Raw genomic sequence first — 19,292 nt, forward strand, 5'->3', positions numbered from 1 at the left:
ATGCGGCATAACGTCGTCGAACTGTGACCGCGGTGATCGAAATCGCCGCACCGCCCGAGGTGCCGCAGACGGGACCGAGCCGGCTTGCCGTGCTGCTGCCCGTGGTGATGTCAGCCGTAGCAATGGCAGTGGCGGCCGGTGCGCTTGTCGCGGGCTCGCCGGCGGCTCGTAACCCGAGCTATGTCCTCCTCCCGGTGATGATGTCGGCCTCGGCAGTGGTCACCGCGATCGCAGGACAGGGTCGGCGCCGCGGCGCGGCGATCGACGCAGTCCGCGACGAGTACCTCGCGTATCTCAGCGAGATGAGCGTTCAGGTCAGCGAAGTCGCCGGTGCGCAATATATGTCGCTTATCCGGGAGTTCCCGGACCCCGATTGTCTGTGGACGTTGAGCGGGCATCCCCAGCAGTGGGCGCGTCCGGTGAGCGATTCCGAAGGCCTCCGGGTCCGGGTCGGTGTCGCCAGGCAGCCGCTCGGCACCCGACTGGTCGCCGCCCGCCTTCCGCCCGAACGGCGCTGCGATCCGGTCACCGTGGCGGCAATGCAACGGTTTCTCGAATTGCACAGCACGATCGAGGCGCCGACAGTGCTGCGGCTGCGCCCCGGTCACGCGGTCACAGTCGACGGCGACGCTGCCCAGGTACGTGGCTTGCTGCGCGCCATAATCTGCCGGCTCGCCTGCCGCTATGCGCCGGAGGACATGTCGATCGTCGGCGTCGGCGCCGGATGGGATTGGCTGAAGTGGCTGCCGCACAACCGGCATCCCCGATTGACCGACGCGCTGGGGCCGGCGCGGATGGTGTATCGCAGCGTCGCGCAGGCCCGCGACGCGTTGTCCGCCGGCGCGGCGCTAGTGGTTGTAATGATCCTCGATGTGCCCGACGCCGAACCGGTCCCGGGTGCGATAAGTCTGGTAGTCGGCCGCCACGCGACATCCATCGTGGTCCGGCACGCGGACGGGCAGCAGACACTGACTTGCCCGGACCGGCTTTCCGAGCTCGAGGCCGCAGTGTGCGCGCGCCGGCTGCTGGCCCGCACTGGCACGGCGCCGCCCGCAGGGGCCGGCCTGTTCCACGGGTTTGACAATCCGATTGTCCTGTGGCGCAACCAGCATCGGCGTGACCGGCTCAGTGCCCCGATCGGTTCTGCTGCTGACGGGCAAACGGTCAACCTGGATATCAAGGAGGCGGCCGAACAGGGCATGGGGCCGCATGGGCTGTGCGTGGGAGCAACCGGGTCGGGTAAGTCCGAACTGCTGCGCACCATCGCGCTCGGCATGATCGCGCGCAACTCACCCGCGGTGCTCAATCTGCTTTTGGTGGATTTCAAAGGCGGAGCGGCGTTTCTCGACTTTGTACGGGCGTCGCACGTGGCGGCGGTGATCACCAACCTCGCCGACGAAGCACCACTTGTCGCCCGGATGCGCGAATCCCTTGCCGGGGAGATAAACCGGCGACAGCGGCTGCTCCGCGCCGCGGGCTGTGCCAGCCTCACCGCCTGCGCGCAGCGAAGGGGCACGGACTCCGATTCGCTACCAACCCTTTTCATCATCGTCGACGAATTCTCCGAGTTGCTCAGCCAGCATCCCGACTTCGCCGACACGTTCGTGGCAATCGGCCGGCTGGGGCGGTCGCTAGGGATGCACCTGTTGCTGGCCAGCCAGCGGCTCGAGGAAGGAAGGCTGCGCGGACTGGAGGCGCACCTGTCCTATCGCCTGTGTCTGAAGACCCTGTCCGAGAGTGAGTCACGAGCCGTGCTGGGCACGACCGATGCCTACCACTTGCCGAACACACCCGGTGCCGGCTTCCTGCGGACCGCCGGTGGGGAGCTGGTCCGATTCCAGAGCGCGCTCGTCTCGCAACCGGGTGCGCCGACCCGGCCCACTGGCACCACACCCGGAGTGCCACAAAGGTTCACCGCTGATCCCGCGGGGGATGTCACCGAAGCCATCCCAGTGCCGGCACCGTCCGTCCTGGACGGCGTCCTCGCTCGAGTCAAGGACCACGGACCGCCCGCCCACCCGGTATGGCTGCCGCCGCTGAGCACGGCGCCGACCCTCGGCCCGCTGTTGCGCGACGGCGAGCCGGCGGATTTGGCCGTGCCGATCGGTGTGGTGGACCGGCCCTACGAGCAGTCGCGCACTCCGCTGACGGTCGAGTTGTCCGGCGCCGCCGGCAATGTTGCGGTGGTGGGTGCGCCCCGGGCGGGCAAGTCGACCGCACTGCGCACGGTGCTCACCGCGCTGGCCGCCACCCACGCCCCCGCACGGCTGCAGTTCTACTGCCTGGACTTCGGTGGCGGTGCGTTGTTCGCGCTCGCTGATCTGCCGCACGTCGGCGCGGTGGCCGGCCGGTCCCAGCCCGGACTCGTCGCCCGCGTCGTCGGCGAACTCGAATCGATTCTGCGAACACGGGAGTGTTCTGGCCGAGACGGGCGCGGCGCCGACTCTGCTGATGTGATGCTGGTCGTCGACGGTTGGGCGGCGCTACGCCAGCAGTTCGACGGCCTCGAAGAGAGCATCACCATGATTGCGGCGCAGGGCCTTTCGTATGGTGTGCATGTCGTGCTGTCGGCATCGCGCTGGGCTGAGATCAGGCCGGCGCTGAAAGACCAGATCGGCACGCGCATCGAGTTGCGGCTCGGCGATCCGGCGGATTCCGAACTGGACCGCAGGCGAGCCCGAGAAGTGCCCCGCGACCATCCCGGTCGCGGTCTGAGCCCCGAAGGCCTGCACATGATGATGGCGCTGCCGGATCTGGAGGACGTCGAGATCCGCTGCGATGGTTCCGCGGCGCCGCCGATACCGCAGCTGCCCGCCCAGGTGAACCACGGGTCAATCCTTGCCGGTGCCGATAGACGGATGCTGCTCGGGCTCGGCGAGACCCGCTTGCAACCGGTCTTCGTCGATCTCGACAATGGCCGGCACCTACTCATATTGGGCGACAACGGATGCGGGAAAACCGCGACCCTGCGCGTCCTGTGCCGGGAGATCACCCGCGCCAAAACTGCCGCGCAAGCTCAATTGTTCCTCGTCGACTACCGACGCACCCTGATCGGTGTCGTCGAGTCCGGACATCTGGGCGGCTATGCCATGTCGCCCGCGGCTTTGACCACGATGCTGCCGGACCTGATCGGTTTGCTGCGAGACCGGATGCCCACCGCTGACGTCGATCACGCGCAGCTGCGTACCAGGTCCTGGTGGACCGGTCCCGACGTCTATGTCGTCATCGACGACTATGACCTGGTCGCCGCCTCGACCGGCAACCCGCTGCTCCTCCTGCTCGAATACCTGCCGTACGCAACAGATCTCGGGCTGCACCTGGTGGTGGCGCGGCGCAGCGGAGGCGCCGCGCGCGCTCTGTATGAACCGCTGATCGCCGGCCTGCGCGATCTCGGCTGCATGGGCCTGATGATGAGCGGACGCGCCGAGGACGGCGTGCTGCTCACCGCCCAGCCCGTCGGGCCGTTGCCACCGGGTCGCGGGGTGCTGATCACCCGCCCTGGCGTCGAGCAGGTGATTCAGGTGGGATGGGCCGCGCCGGCATGACCGCACACCGTGCCGTCATCGCGGCCGGACCGGCAGCAGTACACCGATTATGTTGTGGTACGGCAGATTCCAGTGACGTTGGCTTGATCGCGCTCGAAGCGATCGACGACCCGGTGGCGCTGTTGGACGAGCAACCCGTCTCGGCCGGCACTTTGTGGACGACCGCACTGCGCGCACTGGCGGACGGACATCACGGTGGTCCGATCGTCGTGCACCCGTCCTGGTGGCCGACTTCACGAGTGGACGTGATCACCGCGGCCGCGAGCACCCTGACCGGCGCCACCCTGCAGCCGCGGTCGTGGCTGACTCGGGGTGGGTCCACGGATTCGACGGTCGTGGTGGAGATCGCCGACCGACTGGTGGCGATCGCAGGACGCGAGCTCACTGCGGTGTCGCGACGGATGCACAAGCGGCTCGCCGGGGAAGTGGCGGCCGCCGTCGAGACGACGGCGCCACGTGCCGCGGTGCTGATCGATGCGCCCGGCGCGGTACCGGGCGCGCCGCTGCTCGCCGGTCAGATCGCCGCCGCCCTCACCGCACGCGGGCACACCGTCACAAAGATCGACGACGCCGCACTGGGCCGACGAGCGGCAGCGGCTGCGGCGAGCGGCGAGCAACTCGGCCTTCCCGCGCCGGTGCGGCCCCGGTCCCGGGTGCGTGTTGCGGCCTCCACGGTGGCTGCTGTCGTCGCCATGGGGGTCGTCGCGACCCTGGTGACCGTCTCGGTGCCGGCCACCGACGCCGCGGGTCCGCCACGCTCGCCGGAGCCACCACCGGCCCCGACGACGGTGCTGGTGGAAGGCCAGGTGGCGCTGACCGTCCCGGCCGCCTGGCTGACCCAGCGGGTGACTGACGGGCCAGGGTCGGCGCGCGTGCAGGTCACCTCGCCGGCGGACCCGGAGGTCGCGCTGCACATCACCCAATCGCCGACGCCGGGGGAGACGCTGACCGGCGCCGCCGACCGGCTCCGACGAGCCTTCGACGCCGAACCCGCGGGGGTGTTCGTCGACTTCGATCCGTCCGGCCTCAGCGCCGGCAGACCAGCAGTCACCTACCGCGAAGTCCGGCCGGGTCACGACGTGCGCTGGAGCGTGCTGCTGGACGGATCCGTGCGGATCAGCGTTGGATGCCAGAGTCGGCCCCAGTCCCCGGACGCCGTCCGCGACGCTTGCGAGCAGGCCGTGCGGTCGGCCCACGCGGTTCATTGACCCGTCCGCGAATCCGTCGCGAAGAAGAGGGAACCGAACGGACTCGGCGACGGTCCAATCCGGTATGAGCACCCTGAACACCGATTTCGATTTGATGCGGTCGGTCGCGGCCACCACGGACACCCGCAACGAGGAGATTCGTGCGATGCTGCACGCCTTCATCGGCCGGATGAGCGCCGTGCCCACCTCGGTGTGGGCCGGGTTGGCGGCGACGCGGTTCAAGGAGGTCCTGGACCGTTGGAACGCCGAGTCGACGCGCCTGTACCACGCCCTGCACGGCATCGCGGAGACGATTCGGTCCAACGAGGCCGCCTTGCGCGAGTCCGGCCACAGCCATGCCCACCACATTGGCGCGGCGGCGGGCGCACTGTGAACGAAGCCGCGCTGTCGTACAACTTCGACGCGATCGAACACTCGGTCCGCCAGGAAATCCACACCACCTCCGCACGCCTGGAATCCGCGCTCGAGGAGCTCAGATCCCGCATTGCGCCCCTGCAACAGCTGTGGACCCGCGAGGCCGCCGCGGCCTATCAGGCCGAACAACTCAAGTGGCATCAGGCGGCCACCGCGCTCAATGAGATCCTGAACCAGCTGGGCCACGCGGTCCGCGACGGCGCCGACGAGGTGGCCAGCGCCGATCGCCGGGCCGCCGGTAGCTGGGCACGCCCGTTTTGACCTGCGGGGATGCGGATCGGTAAGCTGCTCCGTTGGCGTGCGGTACGCCGGGGCTCGGGTCAACGTCGGTCGCCGAGGACAACCCCAGCCGCAATCGCCTGACCGGCCCCCGGCTCACACCGGGATCCAACCCGAGCTACCAGGCTCGCAGAGAAAGAGGTAAGCGCTGTGCCTACATACGCGCCCAAGGCGGGTGACACCACCAGGTCGTGGTACGTCATCGACGCCACGGACGTGGTGCTTGGCCGTCTTGCCGTCGCGGCAGCCAATCTGTTGCGCGGCAAGCACAAGCCGACGTTCGCGCCCAATGTCGACGGCGGTGACTTCGTCATCGTCATCAACGCCGAAAAGGTCGCCATCAGCGGCGACAAACTGCAGAGCAAGATGGCTTACAGCCACTCGGGTTATCCCGGCGGTCTGCGCAAGCGCAGCATCGGCGAGCTGCTGGAGAAGCACCCCGACCGCGTAGTGGAGAAGGCGATCGTCGGCATGCTGCCCAAGAACAAGCTGAGCCGGCAGATCCAGAAGAAGCTTCGCGTCTACGCGGGCCCGGAGCATCCGCACACCGCTCAGCAGCCCGTTCCGTTCGAGATCAAGCAGGTGGCGCAATGACCGAGACCGTGGAAACCACCGAGGTGACCGAGACCGCGGCCGAAGACACGGCCGTCGCCGAATCGTTCGTGTTCGAGCGCCCCATCCAGACGGTCGGCCGCCGCAAGGAAGCCGTCGTCCGGGTTCGTCTCGTCCCGGGTACCGGCAAGTTCGACCTCAACGGCCGCAGCCTGGAGGACTACTTCCCCAACAAGGTGCACCAGCAGCTGATCAAGGCCCCGCTGGTCACCGTGGAGCGGCTGGACAACTACGACATCTACGCGCTGCTGCACGGCGGAGGCCCGTCCGGCCAGGCCGGCGCCCTGCGCCTGGGCATCGCCCGCGCGCTGATCATCGCTTCGCCGGAGGACCGCCCGGCGCTGAAGAAGGCCGGGTTCCTCACCCGTGACCCGCGCGCCACCGAGCGCAAGAAGTACGGCCTGAAGAAGGCCCGCAAGGCGCCTCAGTACAGCAAGCGCTGATCAGTCACTGGCAGGCTGCGGGCGTGTATCGCCCGCGCGATATCTACGCATGTTTCGGCGTGTCGCGGGTACTCGACGCACGCTCGCAGCCAACAGTGGTTATCTGCACGCTCGCCATGTGTGAGCCAACTGTGAGAGGTTTGTCCGCATGGGTCGACTATTCGGCACCGACGGCGTACGCGGAGTCGCCAATCGTGAGTTGACCGCCGAATTGGCGCTCGCGCTGGGCGCCGCAGCGGCACGCCACCTGGCCAACTCGGCCGGTCCGGGCCGACGCGTCGCCGTGATCGGCCGGGATCCCCGCGCCAGCGGCGAAATGCTGGAAGCGGCGGTGATCGCCGGCCTGACCAGTCAGGGCGTCGACGCCCTGCGGGTAGGGGTGCTCCCCACCCCCGCAGTGGCCTATCTGACCAGCGCCTACGACGCCGACTTCGGTGTGATGATCTCCGCGTCGCACAACCCGATGCCCGATAACGGCATCAAGATCTTCGGCCCCGGCGGCCACAAACTCGACGACGACACCGAAGACCGCATCGAGGACCTCGTCGCCGCCGGCCCCGGGTTGCGGCCGGTCGGCGCGGGCATCGGCCGGGTTCTGGACGCCGCCGACGCGGCCGACCGCTACCTGCGCCACGTCGGCAAGGCCAGCACCAGCCGCCTCGACGGGCTCACCGTTGTCGTCGACTGCGCGCACGGCGCCGCGTCCGCTGCGGCCCCGGCGGCCTACCGCGCGGCGGGCGCACGGGTCATCGCCATCAACGCCGATCCCAACGGCCTGAACATCAACGACGGGTGCGGTTCGACGCACCTGGATTCGCTGCGCGCCGCCGTCGTCGACCACCGCGCCGACCTGGGGCTGGCGCACGACGGCGACGCCGACCGCTGCCTGGCCGTCGACGCCAACGGCGAGCTTGTCGACGGCGACACCATCATGGTGGTGCTGGCGCTGGCCATGAAGGAGGCCGGTGAACTCGCCTCCGACACGCTGGTGGCGACCGTGATGAGCAACCTCGGTCTGCATCTGGCCATGCGCGCGGCCGGCGTGACGGTGCGCACCACCGGCGTCGGCGACCGCTACGTCCTGGAAGAGCTGCGGGCCGGCGGTTACAGCCTCGGCGGCGAGCAGTCCGGACACATCGTGATGCCGGCGCTGGGATCCACCGGCGACGGCATCGTCACCGGGCTGCGGCTGATGACCCGCATGGTCCAGACCGGTTCTTCCCTGGCCGTCCTCGCGTCGGCGATGCGCTCCCTGCCGCAGGTGTTGATCAACGTTCAGGTGGCGGACAAGGCCACCGCCGCCGCCGCGCCATCGGTGCGCGACGCGGTCGACCAGGCCGAGGCCGAACTCGGTGACACCGGGCGAATTCTATTGCGGCCCTCTGGAACCGAGCCGATGATCCGGGTGATGGTGGAGGCCGCCGACGAGGAAGTTGCGCAACGGTTGGCCGGAACTGTGGCCGACGCGGTCAGCGCCGCCGGCTGAGCCGGAAATCTCGGGGGAACCCCGACGCCTCGGGCGGCGTCGGATTAGGTATGAGACTCGATAACGCGGCGGTGCGCTCGATCGCCGACCAGTTCAGTGCGGCGTCCGAACTGATCGATGACGCGGCGCGAATGCACTTGGCGCAGTTGACTTTCGGTGGTGGCCGGGCGGGCCGGTCGTACGCGGCCGGCGGAGACGGGGTGCGGGCCGGGCTGGCCGGGTTGGCCGGTGACTTGGCGCGGTGGTCACGCGCGGCCGCCGAGATCGCCGCCGCGCTGCGGGAGGGCGCCGAGCGCTACGCCGACGCCGAGTTGTATGCCGCCGCCCGGATCGCCTGATGGCCGATCGACTGGACGTCGCCGGACGCCTGGCCGAAGGACTGCCCGCCATCGAGCACACCGAGACGTATGCGCGGGCCTGCCACGATCCGCTGCCGGTTCGCGAACTGTACGGCAGCGAAGACGGACTCGACCTTCATGCGCTGGACGCCGATTGTGCGCGGTTGCGGGAGGCGGCCATCGTGGTCGCCGAGGCGCTGCGGTCACAGCGCGCGCAGGTTTCCGTGCTGATGCAGGCGTGGACCGGCGCGGGCGCCGACGCCGCCGTTGCGTTCGTTCATCGCCACTGCGACACCGCGGACGCCGTTGTCACCGAACTCCGCACCGCGGCCGAGCAACTCGAGTCGCTACGGGACAACCTGTGGCACCTCGTCGACTCGCGAGTGACGACGACCGTCGCCGTTGACGAGCGGACCGAGGCGCAGCGCCCGGTGTGGCTGGCCGCGGCCGCCGCCGTCACCGCCGGCGCGGGCGATCGGACGGCCGCTTACGAAGTGGTGGAGCGGCAGATAAAACCCCACGTGGACAACGCGATTCGCCAGGATTGGCTGACCGCGATGCGTGCCACGACCGCGGCTGTAGCGGCGTCCTACGACATGGTCGCCGACCGGCTGGCCGCCGTGCCGCGAGCCTCGTTCGAGATCCCGGGCGATCTGGGGCCGCGCGGCCCGCTGGTAGCGGCCGCGGCCAATTCCGCGGTCGCCACCGGGCCGGCGCCGGTTGCGGGTTTCGCCGCCGGGTCATCGACTCCGCCGGTCACCGCAGCGAGGTCAGCGGCTCCCGCGTCGGTGAGTCCGAATGTGCCACTAGCACAACCGGACTCGGGAACAGTGCCGAGTGGTGCTTCCGGCATGACGGGCGGCGGGTCGGGCATGTCCGGCGGCGGCTTGGGCGGTGGCGGTGACCTGGGCGGACTCGGCGGGGTCGGCGGACTCGGCGGTCTCGGCGGACTGGCCAGCCGGATCGTCCAGGCGATGAGTGGTCTGCTGGATTCGACGGCCGACCCACCCGGCGACGACGCCTTCGGCGCTGACCCCGACGACGATCCGGACGGGGAACGCAAGAAGCCGCACCATCCCGAGGCTGACGACGGGCCCCAGGTCGCGAAGACCGTGACACCGCCCGGTCAACCGGTGACCGAGCAACCCGCGCCCGGTCAACCGGCCGCCGAGCAACCCGCGCCCGGTCAACCGGCCGCGTCACCGCCGGCTGGTTCTCCCGCGGCCACACCGATTGCTCAACCCCCGCCGGCCCAGGCCCCGCCCATGCCCATGCCCGTGCCCGCAGGGAAGACGCCCTGCGAGATCGCAGCGGACGAACTGCCCAAGGCGGGGCAATGAGCGGTCAGGAGGGCCGAATCTGTAGCAGCTCTTCGACATAACGCACCGCCTCGCCCGCGTCGGTGGTCACCGGCCGCACCAGCAGTGTCGTCACTCCCGCTTCGGCGAACACGGCCAGTCGTTCGGCGACGAACCCGCGTGGGCCGATCAACGAGACGCCGCGGACCAACTCGTCGGGCAGCGCGTCGATCGCCTCACGTTTGCGACCGGCCAGATACAACTCCTGGATCCGGTCCGCGACCTCGCCGAACCCGTAGCGGGTTGCCAGACTGTGGTAGAAATTCCGGCCCTTGGCACCCATCCCGCCGATGTAGAGCGCCAATTGCGGTTTGGTCCAAGCCAACCGGTCCTCGACGTCGTCGCCGATGGCCAACGACGTGCCGACCATGACGTCCAGCGGGCCCAATGCGGGGTCGCGCTTTGCGGCACCGGCCGCCAGCGCCTCACCCCACACCAGATGCGCCTTGTCCGGATAGTAGAACGCCGGTTGCCACCCCTCGGCGATCTCCGCGGTGAGTTCGACATTCTTGGGTCCCAGCGACGCGATCGAGATTGGAATGCGTTCGCGCACCGGGTGATTGATCAGGTGCAGGGCCTTACCCAGCCCGGTGCCGCGGTCGGCGGGCAGCGGGATCTGGTAGTGCTTGCCGTCGTAGTGCAGCCGTTCCCGCCGCCACACCCGCCGGCAGATCTCCGCGGTCTCGCGGGTGCGGCCCAGTGGGGCGTCGAATTCGATGCCGTGGAATCCCTCGATCACCTGCGGCCCGGACGTGCCGATCCCGAGGTGGAACCGTCCGCCCGAAACATAGTCCAGGCCCGCCGCCGTCATCGCCAGCAGCGACGGCGAGCGGATATAGATCGGCACCACGCCGGAGGCCAGCTCGACCCGATTGGTCTTGGCCGCCAGATAACCCAGCTGACTGATGGCGTCGAAGGCATACGCCTCGGCCACGACCGCAACATCAATACCCGACTTCTCGAGCTCGACGACGCGGTCAACGGCCTCGTGAAACCCGCCCGTGTAGTCCAGCGCGATCCCGATTCGCATCAACGACACTTACCACGTCAGCCGGCGGAGGTACCCGTCCAGTACTCCGCGAACCGCTGCCCGTCCGCGGCGAGCCGCAGGATGTCGTTGCCGGTGAAATCAACCGGGCCCGCTGGTCCACGGCCGCTGCCGACCCACCGGCCGGCCACCAGGTCCCCCTCCTGCAGCGGGCCGATCTCGATTCGGAATGTTAGGTCCGCCAACATGTTTCGGGTCTCATCGATGATCTGCTGGAGTTCGGCCGGACCGTGCACGTCGCGGTCGGGCCAATGGCCGACGAAGTCCTCGGTGACGATTTCCGCGGCGACCGGGCGCCCCGACCACAGTTCGGTGATCCATCGGTTGTAAAGCTCGCGCGCCGGGGTCATTTGAGCAGCGCGACGATCTTCTCTTCGGGCGTGACCGACAGAGCCTCGGGATCCAACTGCTCGGTCCTGGGTAGCTGCACGTCGGGATCGGCGAAGTCGCGGTAGGTCTTTTCGCCGCCCAGGGCGTAGAGCAGGTATCCCGTCAGCAGAGCCCGGACCGCCCGTTGCGTCTTGCGATCGGAGCCGGCCAACCCCAGCGCCTTGGGCAGGCGCCGGCCCTCGACCAGACCACCGGGTTTGGACTTGCTGATGATCCGCACGGTCGCGTCGTCCCACGCACGGGACAACGACCACGCGTTGGAGTTCAGCGTCTTCGGGTCGTCCGGCGCGGTCATGATCAGACCGGGCAGGTCCAGGGTGGCGGCCGGTTGTTCGGCCGGCGGCACCGTCACGGTCGGGAAGAGCGCCGCCGCGGCCTTCAACCTGCCGGGCATCCCGGCGGCCGCGAACACCGCCGCCGAACCGCCGAAACCATGGCCGACCACGCCGAGCTTGCCGGGGTGCACGCTGATCTCACCCGGTCCAAGTCGCACCCCGGCCACAATGTCCAAAGCGACACCCAGATCGAAGGCCAGGTTCAGCGCCGACGGCGCCAGCCCGCGCTGAGTGTCGGGCGCCGCGGCCACGATGCCCCAGGACGCCAGGTGCTCGAGCAGGCCCGCGTAGTGGGTCGACACGGTCAGCCAGTCGTGACCGAAAGCGATAGCGGGCAGGTTCAGTCCGGCCTCGGGGGTGTACACCGCGCCGGGCAGTCCGGCAAAGGCCAGGTCACCGCGCAATACGCGATGTGGGCCGCGGCGGTTGAGAGCGGCGACGAGCTTACGAATGCGGGCCACCTTCGAACCCTAGCCCGCGTTAGCGGTGCGCCGGTGGATGGGTGAAGCCCGTCCACGTTGCGCCGTCCCAATAGCGCTGTCCGGGGTGTCCGGACGGGTCGGGATACCAGCCCGCCGGCATGGCTCCCGGCGACCGGGCGCCGACCGCCTGGGACTGTTGGAACTGCTGCGGCTGCTGCGGCTGCTGCGCCAGATTGCGGATCTTGCGGATAGCGCTGCGGTTATGGAACAGCGCAATCGGGTTCAACAGCAAGGATGCGATGCTCCACCAACCGGCGATCAGGCAGTGGTTCTGCGCATCGCGGTAAGCCCGCTCGCACTGCTCCAAAGTCCCGGTGAACCGGACGGTCTGCTGAAACCAGAAGATCAGTGCGCCGGTGTGCTTGAGCAGTCCGACGTAGAACAATTCGCCGGACTGCTGGTAGGGCTGAGGCTGCTGATACGGCCCACCGGCCTGCTGGTGCGGTTGGGGCTGGTGATACTGGCCACCGCCCTGCGGGTATGGATATGACAAAACCGCTCCTCACAGGCCCATTTGACGGATAAACGATACCGTCGCGCCCGATGGTAAATCCGCACCTGCACTACCCTGGTCAGAATGTGCGGAATCGTCGGATACGTCGGGCATCGCCCGGCTTGCGACGTCGTCATGGACGCACTGCGCCGGATGGAATACCGCGGCTACGACTCGTCGGGCATCGCATTGCTCGACGGTAAAGGCAAGCTGACGGTTCGGCGCCGCGCCGGTCAGCTGGCGAATCTGGAGGCGGCGATCGGGGAGATGTCCCCCGGTGAACTCAATAGTGTGGCCGGTCTTGGCCACACCCGGTGGGCCACCCACGGCCGCCCCACCGACCGCAATGCACACCCGCACCGCGACGCCGCGGGCAAGATCGCGGTCGTTCACAACGGCATCATCGAGAACTTCGCCAACCTTCGTCAGGAGCTGGAGGCCTCCGGGGTGGAGTTCGCCAGCGACACCGACACCGAAGTCGCGGTGCACCTGGTCGCGTGGGCCTACCAACACGGGCCGACGGCCGGCGATTTCGTCGCCTCCGTCCTGTCCGTGCTGCGCCGACTGGAGGGGCACTTCACCCTGGTGTTCGCCAACGCCGACGAGCCCGGCACCATCGTCGCCGCCCGCCGGTCAACACCGCTGGTGCTTGGTGTCGGCGAGGGCGAGATGTTCGTCGGGTCCGACGTGGCCGCCTTCATCGAGCACACCCGCCAGGCGGTCGAACTCGGCCAGGACCAAGCGGTCGTGATCACCGCCGACGGCTACCGCGTCACCGACTTCGCCGGCAACGAGGACCTGGGGCCCGGCGCGTACCGGGAATTCCACATCGACTGGGACCTGGCCGCCGCCGAAAAGGGCGGCTACGAGTACTTCATGCTCAAAGAGATCGCCGAGCAACCCGCCGCGGTCGCCGACACCCTGCTCGGGCATTTTGTGAACAACCGGATCGTGCTCGACGAGCAGCGACTCTCCGACCAGGAGTTGCGCGAGATCGACAAGGTGTTCGTCGTCGCCTGTGGCACCGCCTACCACTCCGGGCTGCTGGCCAAATACGCGATCGAGCACTGGACCCGACTGCCCGTCGAGGTGGAGCTGGCCAGCGAATTCCGTTACCGCGACCCTGTTTTGGACCGCAGCACCCTGGTGGTCGCGATCTCGCAGTCCGGCGAGACCGCCGACACGCTGGAGGCGGTGCGGCACGCCAAGGAGCAGAAAGCCAAGGTTCTGGCCATCTGCAACACCAACGGCTCGCAGATCCCGCGCGAGTGTGACGCGGTCCTCTACACCCGGGCCGGACCGGAGATCGGCGTCGCATCGACCAAGACGTTCCTCGCCCAGATCACGGCGAATTACCTGGTGGGTTTGGCGCTGGCGCAGGCGCGCGGCACCAAGTACCCCGACGAGGTCGAGCGGGAGTACCGCGAGCTGGAAGCGATGCCGGACCTGGTGGCCAGCGTGATCGCCGGGGTCGACCCGGTGGCCGACCTTGCCCATCGATTCGCGAAATCGTCGACGGTGCTGTTCCTGGGCCGCCACGTCGGCTACCCGGTGGCGCTGGAAGGCGCGCTGAAGCTGAAGGAACTGGCGTACATGCACGCCGAGGGATTTGCGGCCGGCGAGCTCAAGCACGGTCCGATCGCGCTGATCGAGGATGATCTGCCGGTCATCGTCGTCATGCCCTCACCGAAGGGGTCAGCGACGCTGCACGCGAAGCTGCTGTCCAATATCCGCGAAATACAGACACGCGGAGCGATCACCATCGTGATCGCCGAGGAAGGCGACGACACCGTGCGCCCCTTCGCCGACCACCTGATCGAAATCCCCGCGGTCTCAACGCTTTTGCAGCCCCTACTCTCGACCATCCCACTGCAGGTGTTCGCCGCCGCGGTGGCGCAGGCCCGCGGCTACGACGTCGACAAGCCCCGAAATCTGGCAAAATCCGTCACCGTCGAATAGTCGTCGTCGGGGAGGCACCATGAAATGGCGCATCGCTAGCATCGCCGCGTTCGTTGTCGCATATATCGGATTGGCAGCGGTGTACGGCATTGCCGGCCTGGGCCCGGCGCGCCCCCTCATCGATCCTCAGCCGGCATCGGACGGGACGGCCGTGACGCTTGATCTCGTGGGTATCCAGCCGTATCGCAACGCGCTGCAAGCTGACCTGACGGTGACACCGGGTCCTGAGTTGCTGGACCCGCAGACCGGCAATCTCAAAGAAGACCTCACCGTCGCAATCACCTCCGCGACCGCGCCCACCAGCCGAACCTGGCAGAGAGGCACCCAACCCGGCGTCTTTCCGGTTTCGGTGAACATCAGCGGTGACATCTCGGACTGGCCGTTCGACAGCTACAAGTCCAAGCCCATCTCCGTCAACATCTTCCGTGGTGCCCCGCAGACGCCGGAGCGGGCTTCGGTGGGCTTCTACGACCGGCTGCCGGGCTGGAAACCCAGCGTGCAAGGCGGCAAGCTCGGCAACGCGGGACCGTACCGGGTGGACGTCCACCGCTCGCCGAGCACCGTGGCAGTGGCCGTCGTCCTGCTGGGAGTGCTGGTGGCACTGGCCGGCTTCGGCCTGTTCGTCGCCGTTCAGACGGTACGCAACCGGCGCAAATTCCAGCCGCCGATGGCGACGTGGTTCGCCGCGATGCTGTTCGCCGTGGTGCCGCTGCGCAACGCCCTGCCCGATTCGCCGCCCTTCGGCGCCTGGGTCGACGTCATGGTCGTCATCTGGGTGATCGTGGCCTTGGTGACCGCGATGGGGTTGTACGTCTCCTGTTGGTGGCGGCACCTGGCGCCGGACTACGACAAGCCCGCCGAACCAGTACCGAAACCGGCTGAGTCGACACCCAAATAGGCCGCGGCGTGCGAAGGTAAAGCCGTGGCGAGGATCTCGGTGTCGAGACGCACCATCATCGGAGTCGTCGTCTTCGTCGCGGGATACATCGCATCGATCGTGTTGTACGTCAACGGCGGCATGGGCCATCGTCACCAGATGTCCAACGGTTCGGGCGAGGGCTCCAAGGTGACGTTCGACATCGAGGACATCCGGTCCAATAACGGCCTCCTGGCAGCCAACATCACCGTCGTCCCGGCACCCGGGTTGCTGGACCCGCAAACCGGCACGCTGACAGAAGACCTTCATATTGTCGCCAACTCGCTGGTGCAGGCCAGCAAACGTACCTGGCCGAAAGGGTCGCTACCCGATGTCCTCCGGGTGTCGATCAGCCTGACCGGTGACGTTGCCGACTGGCCCTTCGACCGTTATGAGACCGGACCGCTCAAGGTTCACCTTTTCTCTGGCGCCGCACAGAATCCCGAGCAGGTGACGGTAACGCTGGTCGATCGGCTGCTGGGCTGGGAAGTCGACGTCTCACGCTCGGACAGCGCCGAACCGCATCCCCCCTACCGGCTGTTGTTGCACCGCTCGCACAGCACGACGGCGTTCGCGGTGCTGATCCTGGGTGTCCTTATTGCGCTGGCCGGCCTGGCCTTCTTCGTCGCAATTCAGACGGTGCGCAATCGCAGGAAATTCCAGCCGCCGATGACGACGTGGTATGCGGCCATGCTGTTTGCGGTCATGCCGCTGCGCGATGCGCTGCCCGATTCGCCGCCCTTCGGTAGCTGGGTGGACGTCACCGTCGTGCTCTGGGTGATCGTCGTCCTGACCATCTCGCTGGTGCTCTACATCTCCTGCTGGTGGCGGCATCTGGCACCCGAATACGGCAAAACTTCGATCCAGGACAAGCGCGCATGAAACTCGGGATCGCCGGCCTACTGGTATTCCTGGTGGCCTACTTCGCCTCGACCTCTCTGTACGGCACTGCCGGCAAGGGACCGCACGACCTGACCCAGGGTCAGCCGACCACCGACGGGACAACGGTCACCATCGACCTGCAGGACGTGCAGCAGAGCAACACCGTGCTGGCCACCAACCTCGCGATCTCACCCGGACCGAAGTTGCTGGATCCGCGGACCCACGGCCTGACCGAGGACCTCAGCGTGGTGGTGACCTCAGCGGTATCGCCTACCAAGCGGTCGTGGTCGAAAGGGATGCTGCCCGGCACATTTCCGGTCCCGCTCACGCTCAGCGGTGACGTCGCCAACTGGCCGTTCGACCGCTACACATCGGGTCCGATCACCGTCGAACTCTTCCGGGGCCCCGAGGAAGTGCCGGAGCGGGCAGCGGTGACGTTCGTGGACCGGTTGGCCGGCTGGCAGATCACCATTCCCGCTCCCAGCACCGACGGCGGGCTGGCGCCGTACCGGGTGAAGTTGCAGCGGTCGGCAGGCACCGTGGCGTTCGCGGTCGTCATCCTCGGCGCGCTGGTCCTGCTGGCCGCCATCGGGCTGTTCGTCGCCATCCAGACCGCCCGCGACCGCCGGAAGTTCCAGCCGCCGATGACGACCTGGTACGCGGCAATGCTTTTCGCGGTGGTGCCGCTGCGCAACGCGCTGCCCAACGCACCGCCGTTCGGCTCTTGGATCGACATCAGGATTGTGCTCTGGGTGATCGTTGCCCTGGTGCTGTCGATGCTCATCTACATCACCTGCTGGTGGCGGCACCTGGCCCCGGACTACGACAAGTAAAGTTGCCCAGTGGCAAAAACTTCGGTGTCGGCTCGAGCGCGCACGTTGGTGCGTGCGGTTTGGCACTGGATCGTCCGGGCGCCGCTGACGTACGGCTGGCTGCTCGCTTTGACGATCACCACGATTCTGCAGAACGTGCTGACCGGCCAGCAGCTGCATTCGGTGCTGCTGCACCGCTACACCAACATCCATGCGCTGGCCACCGACCCGCTGGGGGTGCTGTTCTCCAGCCTCATGTGGATCGACGGCAAGAGCCTGGAACCCTATCTGCTGCTGTTCACCCTGTTCCTGGCGCCGGCCGAGCGATGGCTGGGCCAACTGCGTTGGCTCACCGTGGGATTGAGCGCGCACATCATCGCCACCTACTTCAGCGAAGGCCTGCTCTTCCTCGCCATCGAATTGCGAGACGCCTCCGAGCGGTACGTGCGCGCCCACGACATCGGGGTGAGCTATTTCCTGGTCGGGGTGATGGGGGTGCTCACCTATCGGATCGCGCGGCCGTGGCGCTGGGGCTACCTCGCCGTACTCCTGCTGATCTTCGGCTTCCCGGTGATCACCATGGACCGGATCGGGCTCAGCTTCACCGCCATCGGCCACTTCGCCGCGCTGCTCATCGGCCTGGCGTTCTACCCGATGGCCCGCGAGCGCAAGACCGTCCCGTGGAACCCGGCAGCCCTCCGCGAATTGTTCCGCCCACGCAGGGAGCCCGAAGCGACGGCGGAAGCCGGCTAACCGCGGGTGGCGGAGACGTAGCTCAGCGAAGCGAACACCGCCGCCCGCTCGCCTTCGGTGTCCAGCGAAACGCCTTGCGTGGCAAGTAACTCAGTGACCGGGGCGGCGGCCGCCGACCAGCCGTGGGCATTGAGGTACTCGATTACGTCGTTGCGATCGCCGGCATACCAGAGGTCGGTCATCTCGACGTCGAAGCCGTGCGCTCGCCAGCGGTCGGTGGTCTCCTTCATCTGGTCGGCCATCAACGACACGGCTCGGCTGCCGTCGGACATGTTCTCGGTGGCCAATCGGCTGCCGGGCGCGCTGAGTTCCGTGATGTTGTCCAGCAGCGCGTCCTGGGCTTCCGGCGGCAGGAACGGCAACAGGCCCTCGGCGCTCCATGCGCTGGGTGCGTGCGGGTCAAAACCCGCGTAGCGCAACGCCTGTGGCCAATCGTGGCGCAGGTCGACCGCCACGGTCCGCAGCTCTGCTTTCGGCGTGGCTCCAAGGTCGCCGAGCGTCGCGGTCTTGAACTCGATCACCTGCGGTTGGTCGATCTCGTACACGATGCTGCCGGCCGGCCACGGCAGCCGGTAGCCACGGGCATCCAGTCCGGATGCCAGGATCACCGCCTGCCGGATGCCCGCCTCGGCGGCAGCGAGGAAGAAGTCGTCGAAAAACCTGGTGCGCACGGCCATCATGTCGCGCATCCGTTCCATGCCGAACTCGGCGTGATCGTCGACGACGCCGGGGTCGAGTTCGCCGCTGGCCAGCCGCGTGAAGAAGTCGACGCCGACCGCCCGCACCAGCGGCTCGGCGTACGGGTCGTTGATCAGCGGGTCGTCGCCCCGGCTGGCCAGCGCGCGTCCCACGGCGACGCCGGTCGCGGTGGCGCCCACGCTGGTCGCGAGGTCCCAGGTGTCGTTGTCGGTCCGTGCCATGTCTGCCCCTCCTTGGTCGGTGGACGCGAATGTACGGACGGCTCCTGAACATCAGCTGTGTGGAATGCTGGCTGTGATGCGGCACTACTACTCCGTGGACGCAATTCGCGACGCCGAAGCGCCGTTGTTGGCGAGCATGCCCGACGGGGCGTTGATGCGGCGCGCCGCTTACGGTCTGGCGACCGCGATCATGGGCGAACTCAGGGGCCGCACCGGCGGGGTGGCCGGGCGGCGGGTCTGCGCGGTCGTGGGTTCGGGTGACAACGGCGGCGACGCGCTGTGGGCGGCCACGTTCCTGCGCCGTCGCGGCGCCGCGGCCGACGCGATACTGCTCAACCCCGAACGCGCCCACCAGAAGGGACTGGCGGCGTTCCGCAAGGCCGGCGGCCAGGTCGTCGAAAAGGTCCAGCCGGCAACGGATCTGGTCGTCGACGGGGCGGCGTGCACGGCGGGTCCGCTGATCGCCCCGGTCGCCACGTCCACTCCGCTGGGAATGTCGACCGCGACCACCGCGATGTCGCCGATGCCCTCGAACACCTCGGCTGCGGCCGCGTGGAGCTCGTCGACATTGGGCTGGACCTGCCCGAGACCGACATGTTGGGATTCGAGGCGGCCGACG

At 68.1% G+C, this 19,292-nt stretch carries 19 protein-coding genes and 1 pseudogene; 15 read left to right on the plus strand and 5 right to left on the minus strand.

Annotation, left to right across the window (positions count from 1 at the left end):
* The first annotated feature begins 23 nt into the window (after nucleotides 1-23).
* From eccCb to A9X01_RS29630, 9 genes are all read left to right on the plus strand, one after another.
* Complete coding sequence (eccCb, locus tag A9X01_RS02235; protein ID WP_065119100.1) at nucleotides 24-3,545, plus strand: type VII secretion protein EccCb; 3,522 nt, start codon at nucleotides 24-26, stop codon at nucleotides 3,543-3,545.
* Nucleotides 3,542-4,753: a type VII secretion-associated protein gene (locus A9X01_RS02240; protein ID WP_065119119.1), complete on the plus strand. Its 1,212-nt coding sequence runs from the start codon at nucleotides 3,542-3,544 to the stop codon at nucleotides 4,751-4,753. Before eccCb ends, A9X01_RS02240 begins: the two co-directional genes overlap by 4 nt.
* Nucleotides 4,754-4,817: 64 nt before the next feature.
* Complete coding sequence (locus tag A9X01_RS02245) at nucleotides 4,818-5,126, plus strand: WXG100 family type VII secretion target (RefSeq protein ID WP_065119101.1); 309 nt, start codon at nucleotides 4,818-4,820, stop codon at nucleotides 5,124-5,126.
* Nucleotides 5,123-5,428: a WXG100 family type VII secretion target gene (locus tag A9X01_RS02250; protein ID WP_065119102.1), complete on the plus strand. Its 306-nt coding sequence runs from the start codon at nucleotides 5,123-5,125 to the stop codon at nucleotides 5,426-5,428. Before A9X01_RS02245 ends, A9X01_RS02250 begins: the two co-directional genes overlap by 4 nt.
* A 168-nt stretch (nucleotides 5,429-5,596) precedes the next feature.
* On the plus strand, nucleotides 5,597-6,040 hold the full coding sequence (gene rplM / locus A9X01_RS02255) for a 50S ribosomal protein L13 (RefSeq protein WP_065035070.1): 444 nt from the start codon (nucleotides 5,597-5,599) through the stop codon (nucleotides 6,038-6,040).
* Nucleotides 6,037-6,501: a 30S ribosomal protein S9 gene (gene rpsI / locus A9X01_RS02260; RefSeq protein WP_065119103.1), complete on the plus strand. Its 465-nt coding sequence runs from the start codon at nucleotides 6,037-6,039 to the stop codon at nucleotides 6,499-6,501. Before rplM ends, rpsI begins: the two co-directional genes overlap by 4 nt.
* A gap of 148 nt (nucleotides 6,502-6,649) precedes the next feature.
* The gene (gene glmM / locus A9X01_RS02265; protein WP_065119104.1) at nucleotides 6,650-7,987 is read left to right on the plus strand and encodes a phosphoglucosamine mutase; all 1,338 of its coding nucleotides are present in this window, start codon (nucleotides 6,650-6,652) and stop codon (nucleotides 7,985-7,987) included.
* 50 nt (nucleotides 7,988-8,037) lie between these two features.
* Nucleotides 8,038-8,325 (plus strand): type VII secretion target, encoded by a 288-nt coding sequence (locus A9X01_RS02270; protein WP_065119105.1) that lies wholly within the window; start codon nucleotides 8,038-8,040, stop codon nucleotides 8,323-8,325.
* Complete coding sequence (locus A9X01_RS29630; RefSeq protein WP_065119106.1) at nucleotides 8,325-9,665, plus strand: hypothetical protein; 1,341 nt, start codon at nucleotides 8,325-8,327, stop codon at nucleotides 9,663-9,665. The genes A9X01_RS02270 and A9X01_RS29630 overlap by 1 nt, the downstream gene beginning before the upstream one ends.
* A 4-nt stretch (nucleotides 9,666-9,669) precedes the next feature.
* On the opposite strand, the gene A9X01_RS02280 is transcribed toward A9X01_RS29630, so the two are convergent.
* Genes A9X01_RS02280 through A9X01_RS30315 form a run of 4 tightly spaced genes read right to left on the minus strand, consistent with a single transcriptional unit; the run spans nucleotide 9,670 to nucleotide 12,323 of the window.
* Nucleotides 9,670-10,713 carry an LLM class F420-dependent oxidoreductase gene (locus A9X01_RS02280; RefSeq protein WP_065119107.1) on the minus strand — a complete coding sequence of 348 codons (1,044 nt, stop codon included), beginning with the start codon at nucleotides 10,711-10,713 and terminating at the stop codon, nucleotides 9,670-9,672.
* Nucleotides 10,714-10,730: 17 nt separating this feature from the next.
* Nucleotides 10,731-11,081: a nuclear transport factor 2 family protein gene (locus tag A9X01_RS02285; protein WP_065119108.1), complete on the minus strand. Its 351-nt coding sequence runs from the start codon at nucleotides 11,079-11,081 to the stop codon at nucleotides 10,731-10,733.
* Nucleotides 11,078-11,917, minus strand: coding sequence for a dienelactone hydrolase family protein (locus A9X01_RS02290; RefSeq protein WP_065119109.1), 840 nt, complete (start codon nucleotides 11,915-11,917; stop codon nucleotides 11,078-11,080). Before A9X01_RS02290 ends, A9X01_RS02285 begins: the two co-directional genes overlap by 4 nt.
* Nucleotides 11,918-11,936: 19 nt before the next feature.
* Complete coding sequence (locus tag A9X01_RS30315) at nucleotides 11,937-12,323, minus strand: DUF2510 domain-containing protein (RefSeq protein WP_065119120.1); 387 nt, start codon at nucleotides 12,321-12,323, stop codon at nucleotides 11,937-11,939.
* A gap of 192 nt (nucleotides 12,324-12,515) precedes the next feature.
* On the opposite strand from A9X01_RS30315, the gene glmS reads away from it, so the two are divergent.
* Genes glmS through A9X01_RS02320 form a run of 5 tightly spaced genes read left to right on the plus strand, consistent with a single transcriptional unit; the run spans nucleotide 12,516 to nucleotide 17,753 of the window.
* On the plus strand, nucleotides 12,516-14,390 hold the full coding sequence (gene glmS / locus A9X01_RS02300; RefSeq protein WP_065119110.1) for a glutamine--fructose-6-phosphate transaminase (isomerizing): 1,875 nt from the start codon (nucleotides 12,516-12,518) through the stop codon (nucleotides 14,388-14,390).
* 19 nt (nucleotides 14,391-14,409) lie between these two features.
* Complete coding sequence (locus tag A9X01_RS02305; protein ID WP_065119111.1) at nucleotides 14,410-15,288, plus strand: DUF4436 domain-containing protein; 879 nt, start codon at nucleotides 14,410-14,412, stop codon at nucleotides 15,286-15,288.
* A 24-nt stretch (nucleotides 15,289-15,312) separates the two neighbouring features.
* Complete coding sequence (locus A9X01_RS02310; RefSeq protein WP_253848883.1) at nucleotides 15,313-16,188, plus strand: DUF4436 domain-containing protein; 876 nt, start codon at nucleotides 15,313-15,315, stop codon at nucleotides 16,186-16,188.
* Nucleotides 16,185-17,021 (plus strand): DUF4436 domain-containing protein, encoded by an 837-nt coding sequence (locus tag A9X01_RS02315; RefSeq protein ID WP_065119112.1) that lies wholly within the window; start codon nucleotides 16,185-16,187, stop codon nucleotides 17,019-17,021. Before A9X01_RS02310 ends, A9X01_RS02315 begins: the two co-directional genes overlap by 4 nt.
* 9 nt (nucleotides 17,022-17,030) lie before the next feature.
* Nucleotides 17,031-17,753: a rhomboid-like protein gene (locus A9X01_RS02320; RefSeq protein WP_065119113.1), complete on the plus strand. Its 723-nt coding sequence runs from the start codon at nucleotides 17,031-17,033 to the stop codon at nucleotides 17,751-17,753.
* Here A9X01_RS02320 and A9X01_RS02325 read toward each other — a convergent pair.
* The gene (locus A9X01_RS02325; protein ID WP_065119114.1) at nucleotides 17,750-18,673 is read right to left on the minus strand and encodes a class I SAM-dependent methyltransferase; all 924 of its coding nucleotides are present in this window, start codon (nucleotides 18,671-18,673) and stop codon (nucleotides 17,750-17,752) included. The genes A9X01_RS02320 and A9X01_RS02325 overlap by 4 nt on opposite strands.
* A gap of 76 nt (nucleotides 18,674-18,749) precedes the next feature.
* Between A9X01_RS02325 and A9X01_RS32135 the strand changes: the two are divergent.
* Nucleotides 18,750-19,109, plus strand: a pseudogene (locus A9X01_RS32135) (NAD(P)H-hydrate epimerase); the annotation flags it as partial.
* Nucleotides 19,110-19,292: the final 183 nt, after the last annotated feature.

Source organism: Mycobacterium asiaticum, from assembly GCF_001668675.1.
Classification (GTDB): Bacteria; Actinomycetota; Actinomycetes; order Mycobacteriales; family Mycobacteriaceae; genus Mycobacterium; species Mycobacterium asiaticum_D.

Coding starts and splice junctions, on each gene's coding strand:
- A9X01_RS02270 (WP_065119105.1), top strand. CDS start 8,038: ATGAGACTCGATAACGCGGCGGTGCGCTCGATCGCCGACCAGTTCAGT.
- A9X01_RS02280 (WP_065119107.1), bottom strand. CDS start 10,713: ATGCGAATCGGGATCGCGCTGGACTACACGGGCGGGTTTCACGAGGCC.
- A9X01_RS02325 (WP_065119114.1), bottom strand. CDS start 18,673: ATGGCACGGACCGACAACGACACCTGGGACCTCGCGACCAGCGTGGGC.
- A9X01_RS02245 (WP_065119101.1), top strand. CDS start 4,818: ATGAGCACCCTGAACACCGATTTCGATTTGATGCGGTCGGTCGCGGCC.
- glmS (WP_065119110.1), top strand. CDS start 12,516: ATGTGCGGAATCGTCGGATACGTCGGGCATCGCCCGGCTTGCGACGTC.
- A9X01_RS02315 (WP_065119112.1), top strand. CDS start 16,185: ATGAAACTCGGGATCGCCGGCCTACTGGTATTCCTGGTGGCCTACTTC.
- glmM (WP_065119104.1), top strand. CDS start 6,650: ATGGGTCGACTATTCGGCACCGACGGCGTACGCGGAGTCGCCAATCGT.
- A9X01_RS02285 (WP_065119108.1), bottom strand. CDS start 11,081: ATGACCCCGGCGCGCGAGCTTTACAACCGATGGATCACCGAACTGTGG.
- rpsI (WP_065119103.1), top strand. CDS start 6,037: ATGACCGAGACCGTGGAAACCACCGAGGTGACCGAGACCGCGGCCGAA.
- A9X01_RS02240 (WP_065119119.1), top strand. CDS start 3,542: ATGACCGCACACCGTGCCGTCATCGCGGCCGGACCGGCAGCAGTACAC.
- A9X01_RS02305 (WP_065119111.1), top strand. CDS start 14,410: ATGAAATGGCGCATCGCTAGCATCGCCGCGTTCGTTGTCGCATATATC.
- A9X01_RS29630 (WP_065119106.1), top strand. CDS start 8,325: ATGGCCGATCGACTGGACGTCGCCGGACGCCTGGCCGAAGGACTGCCC.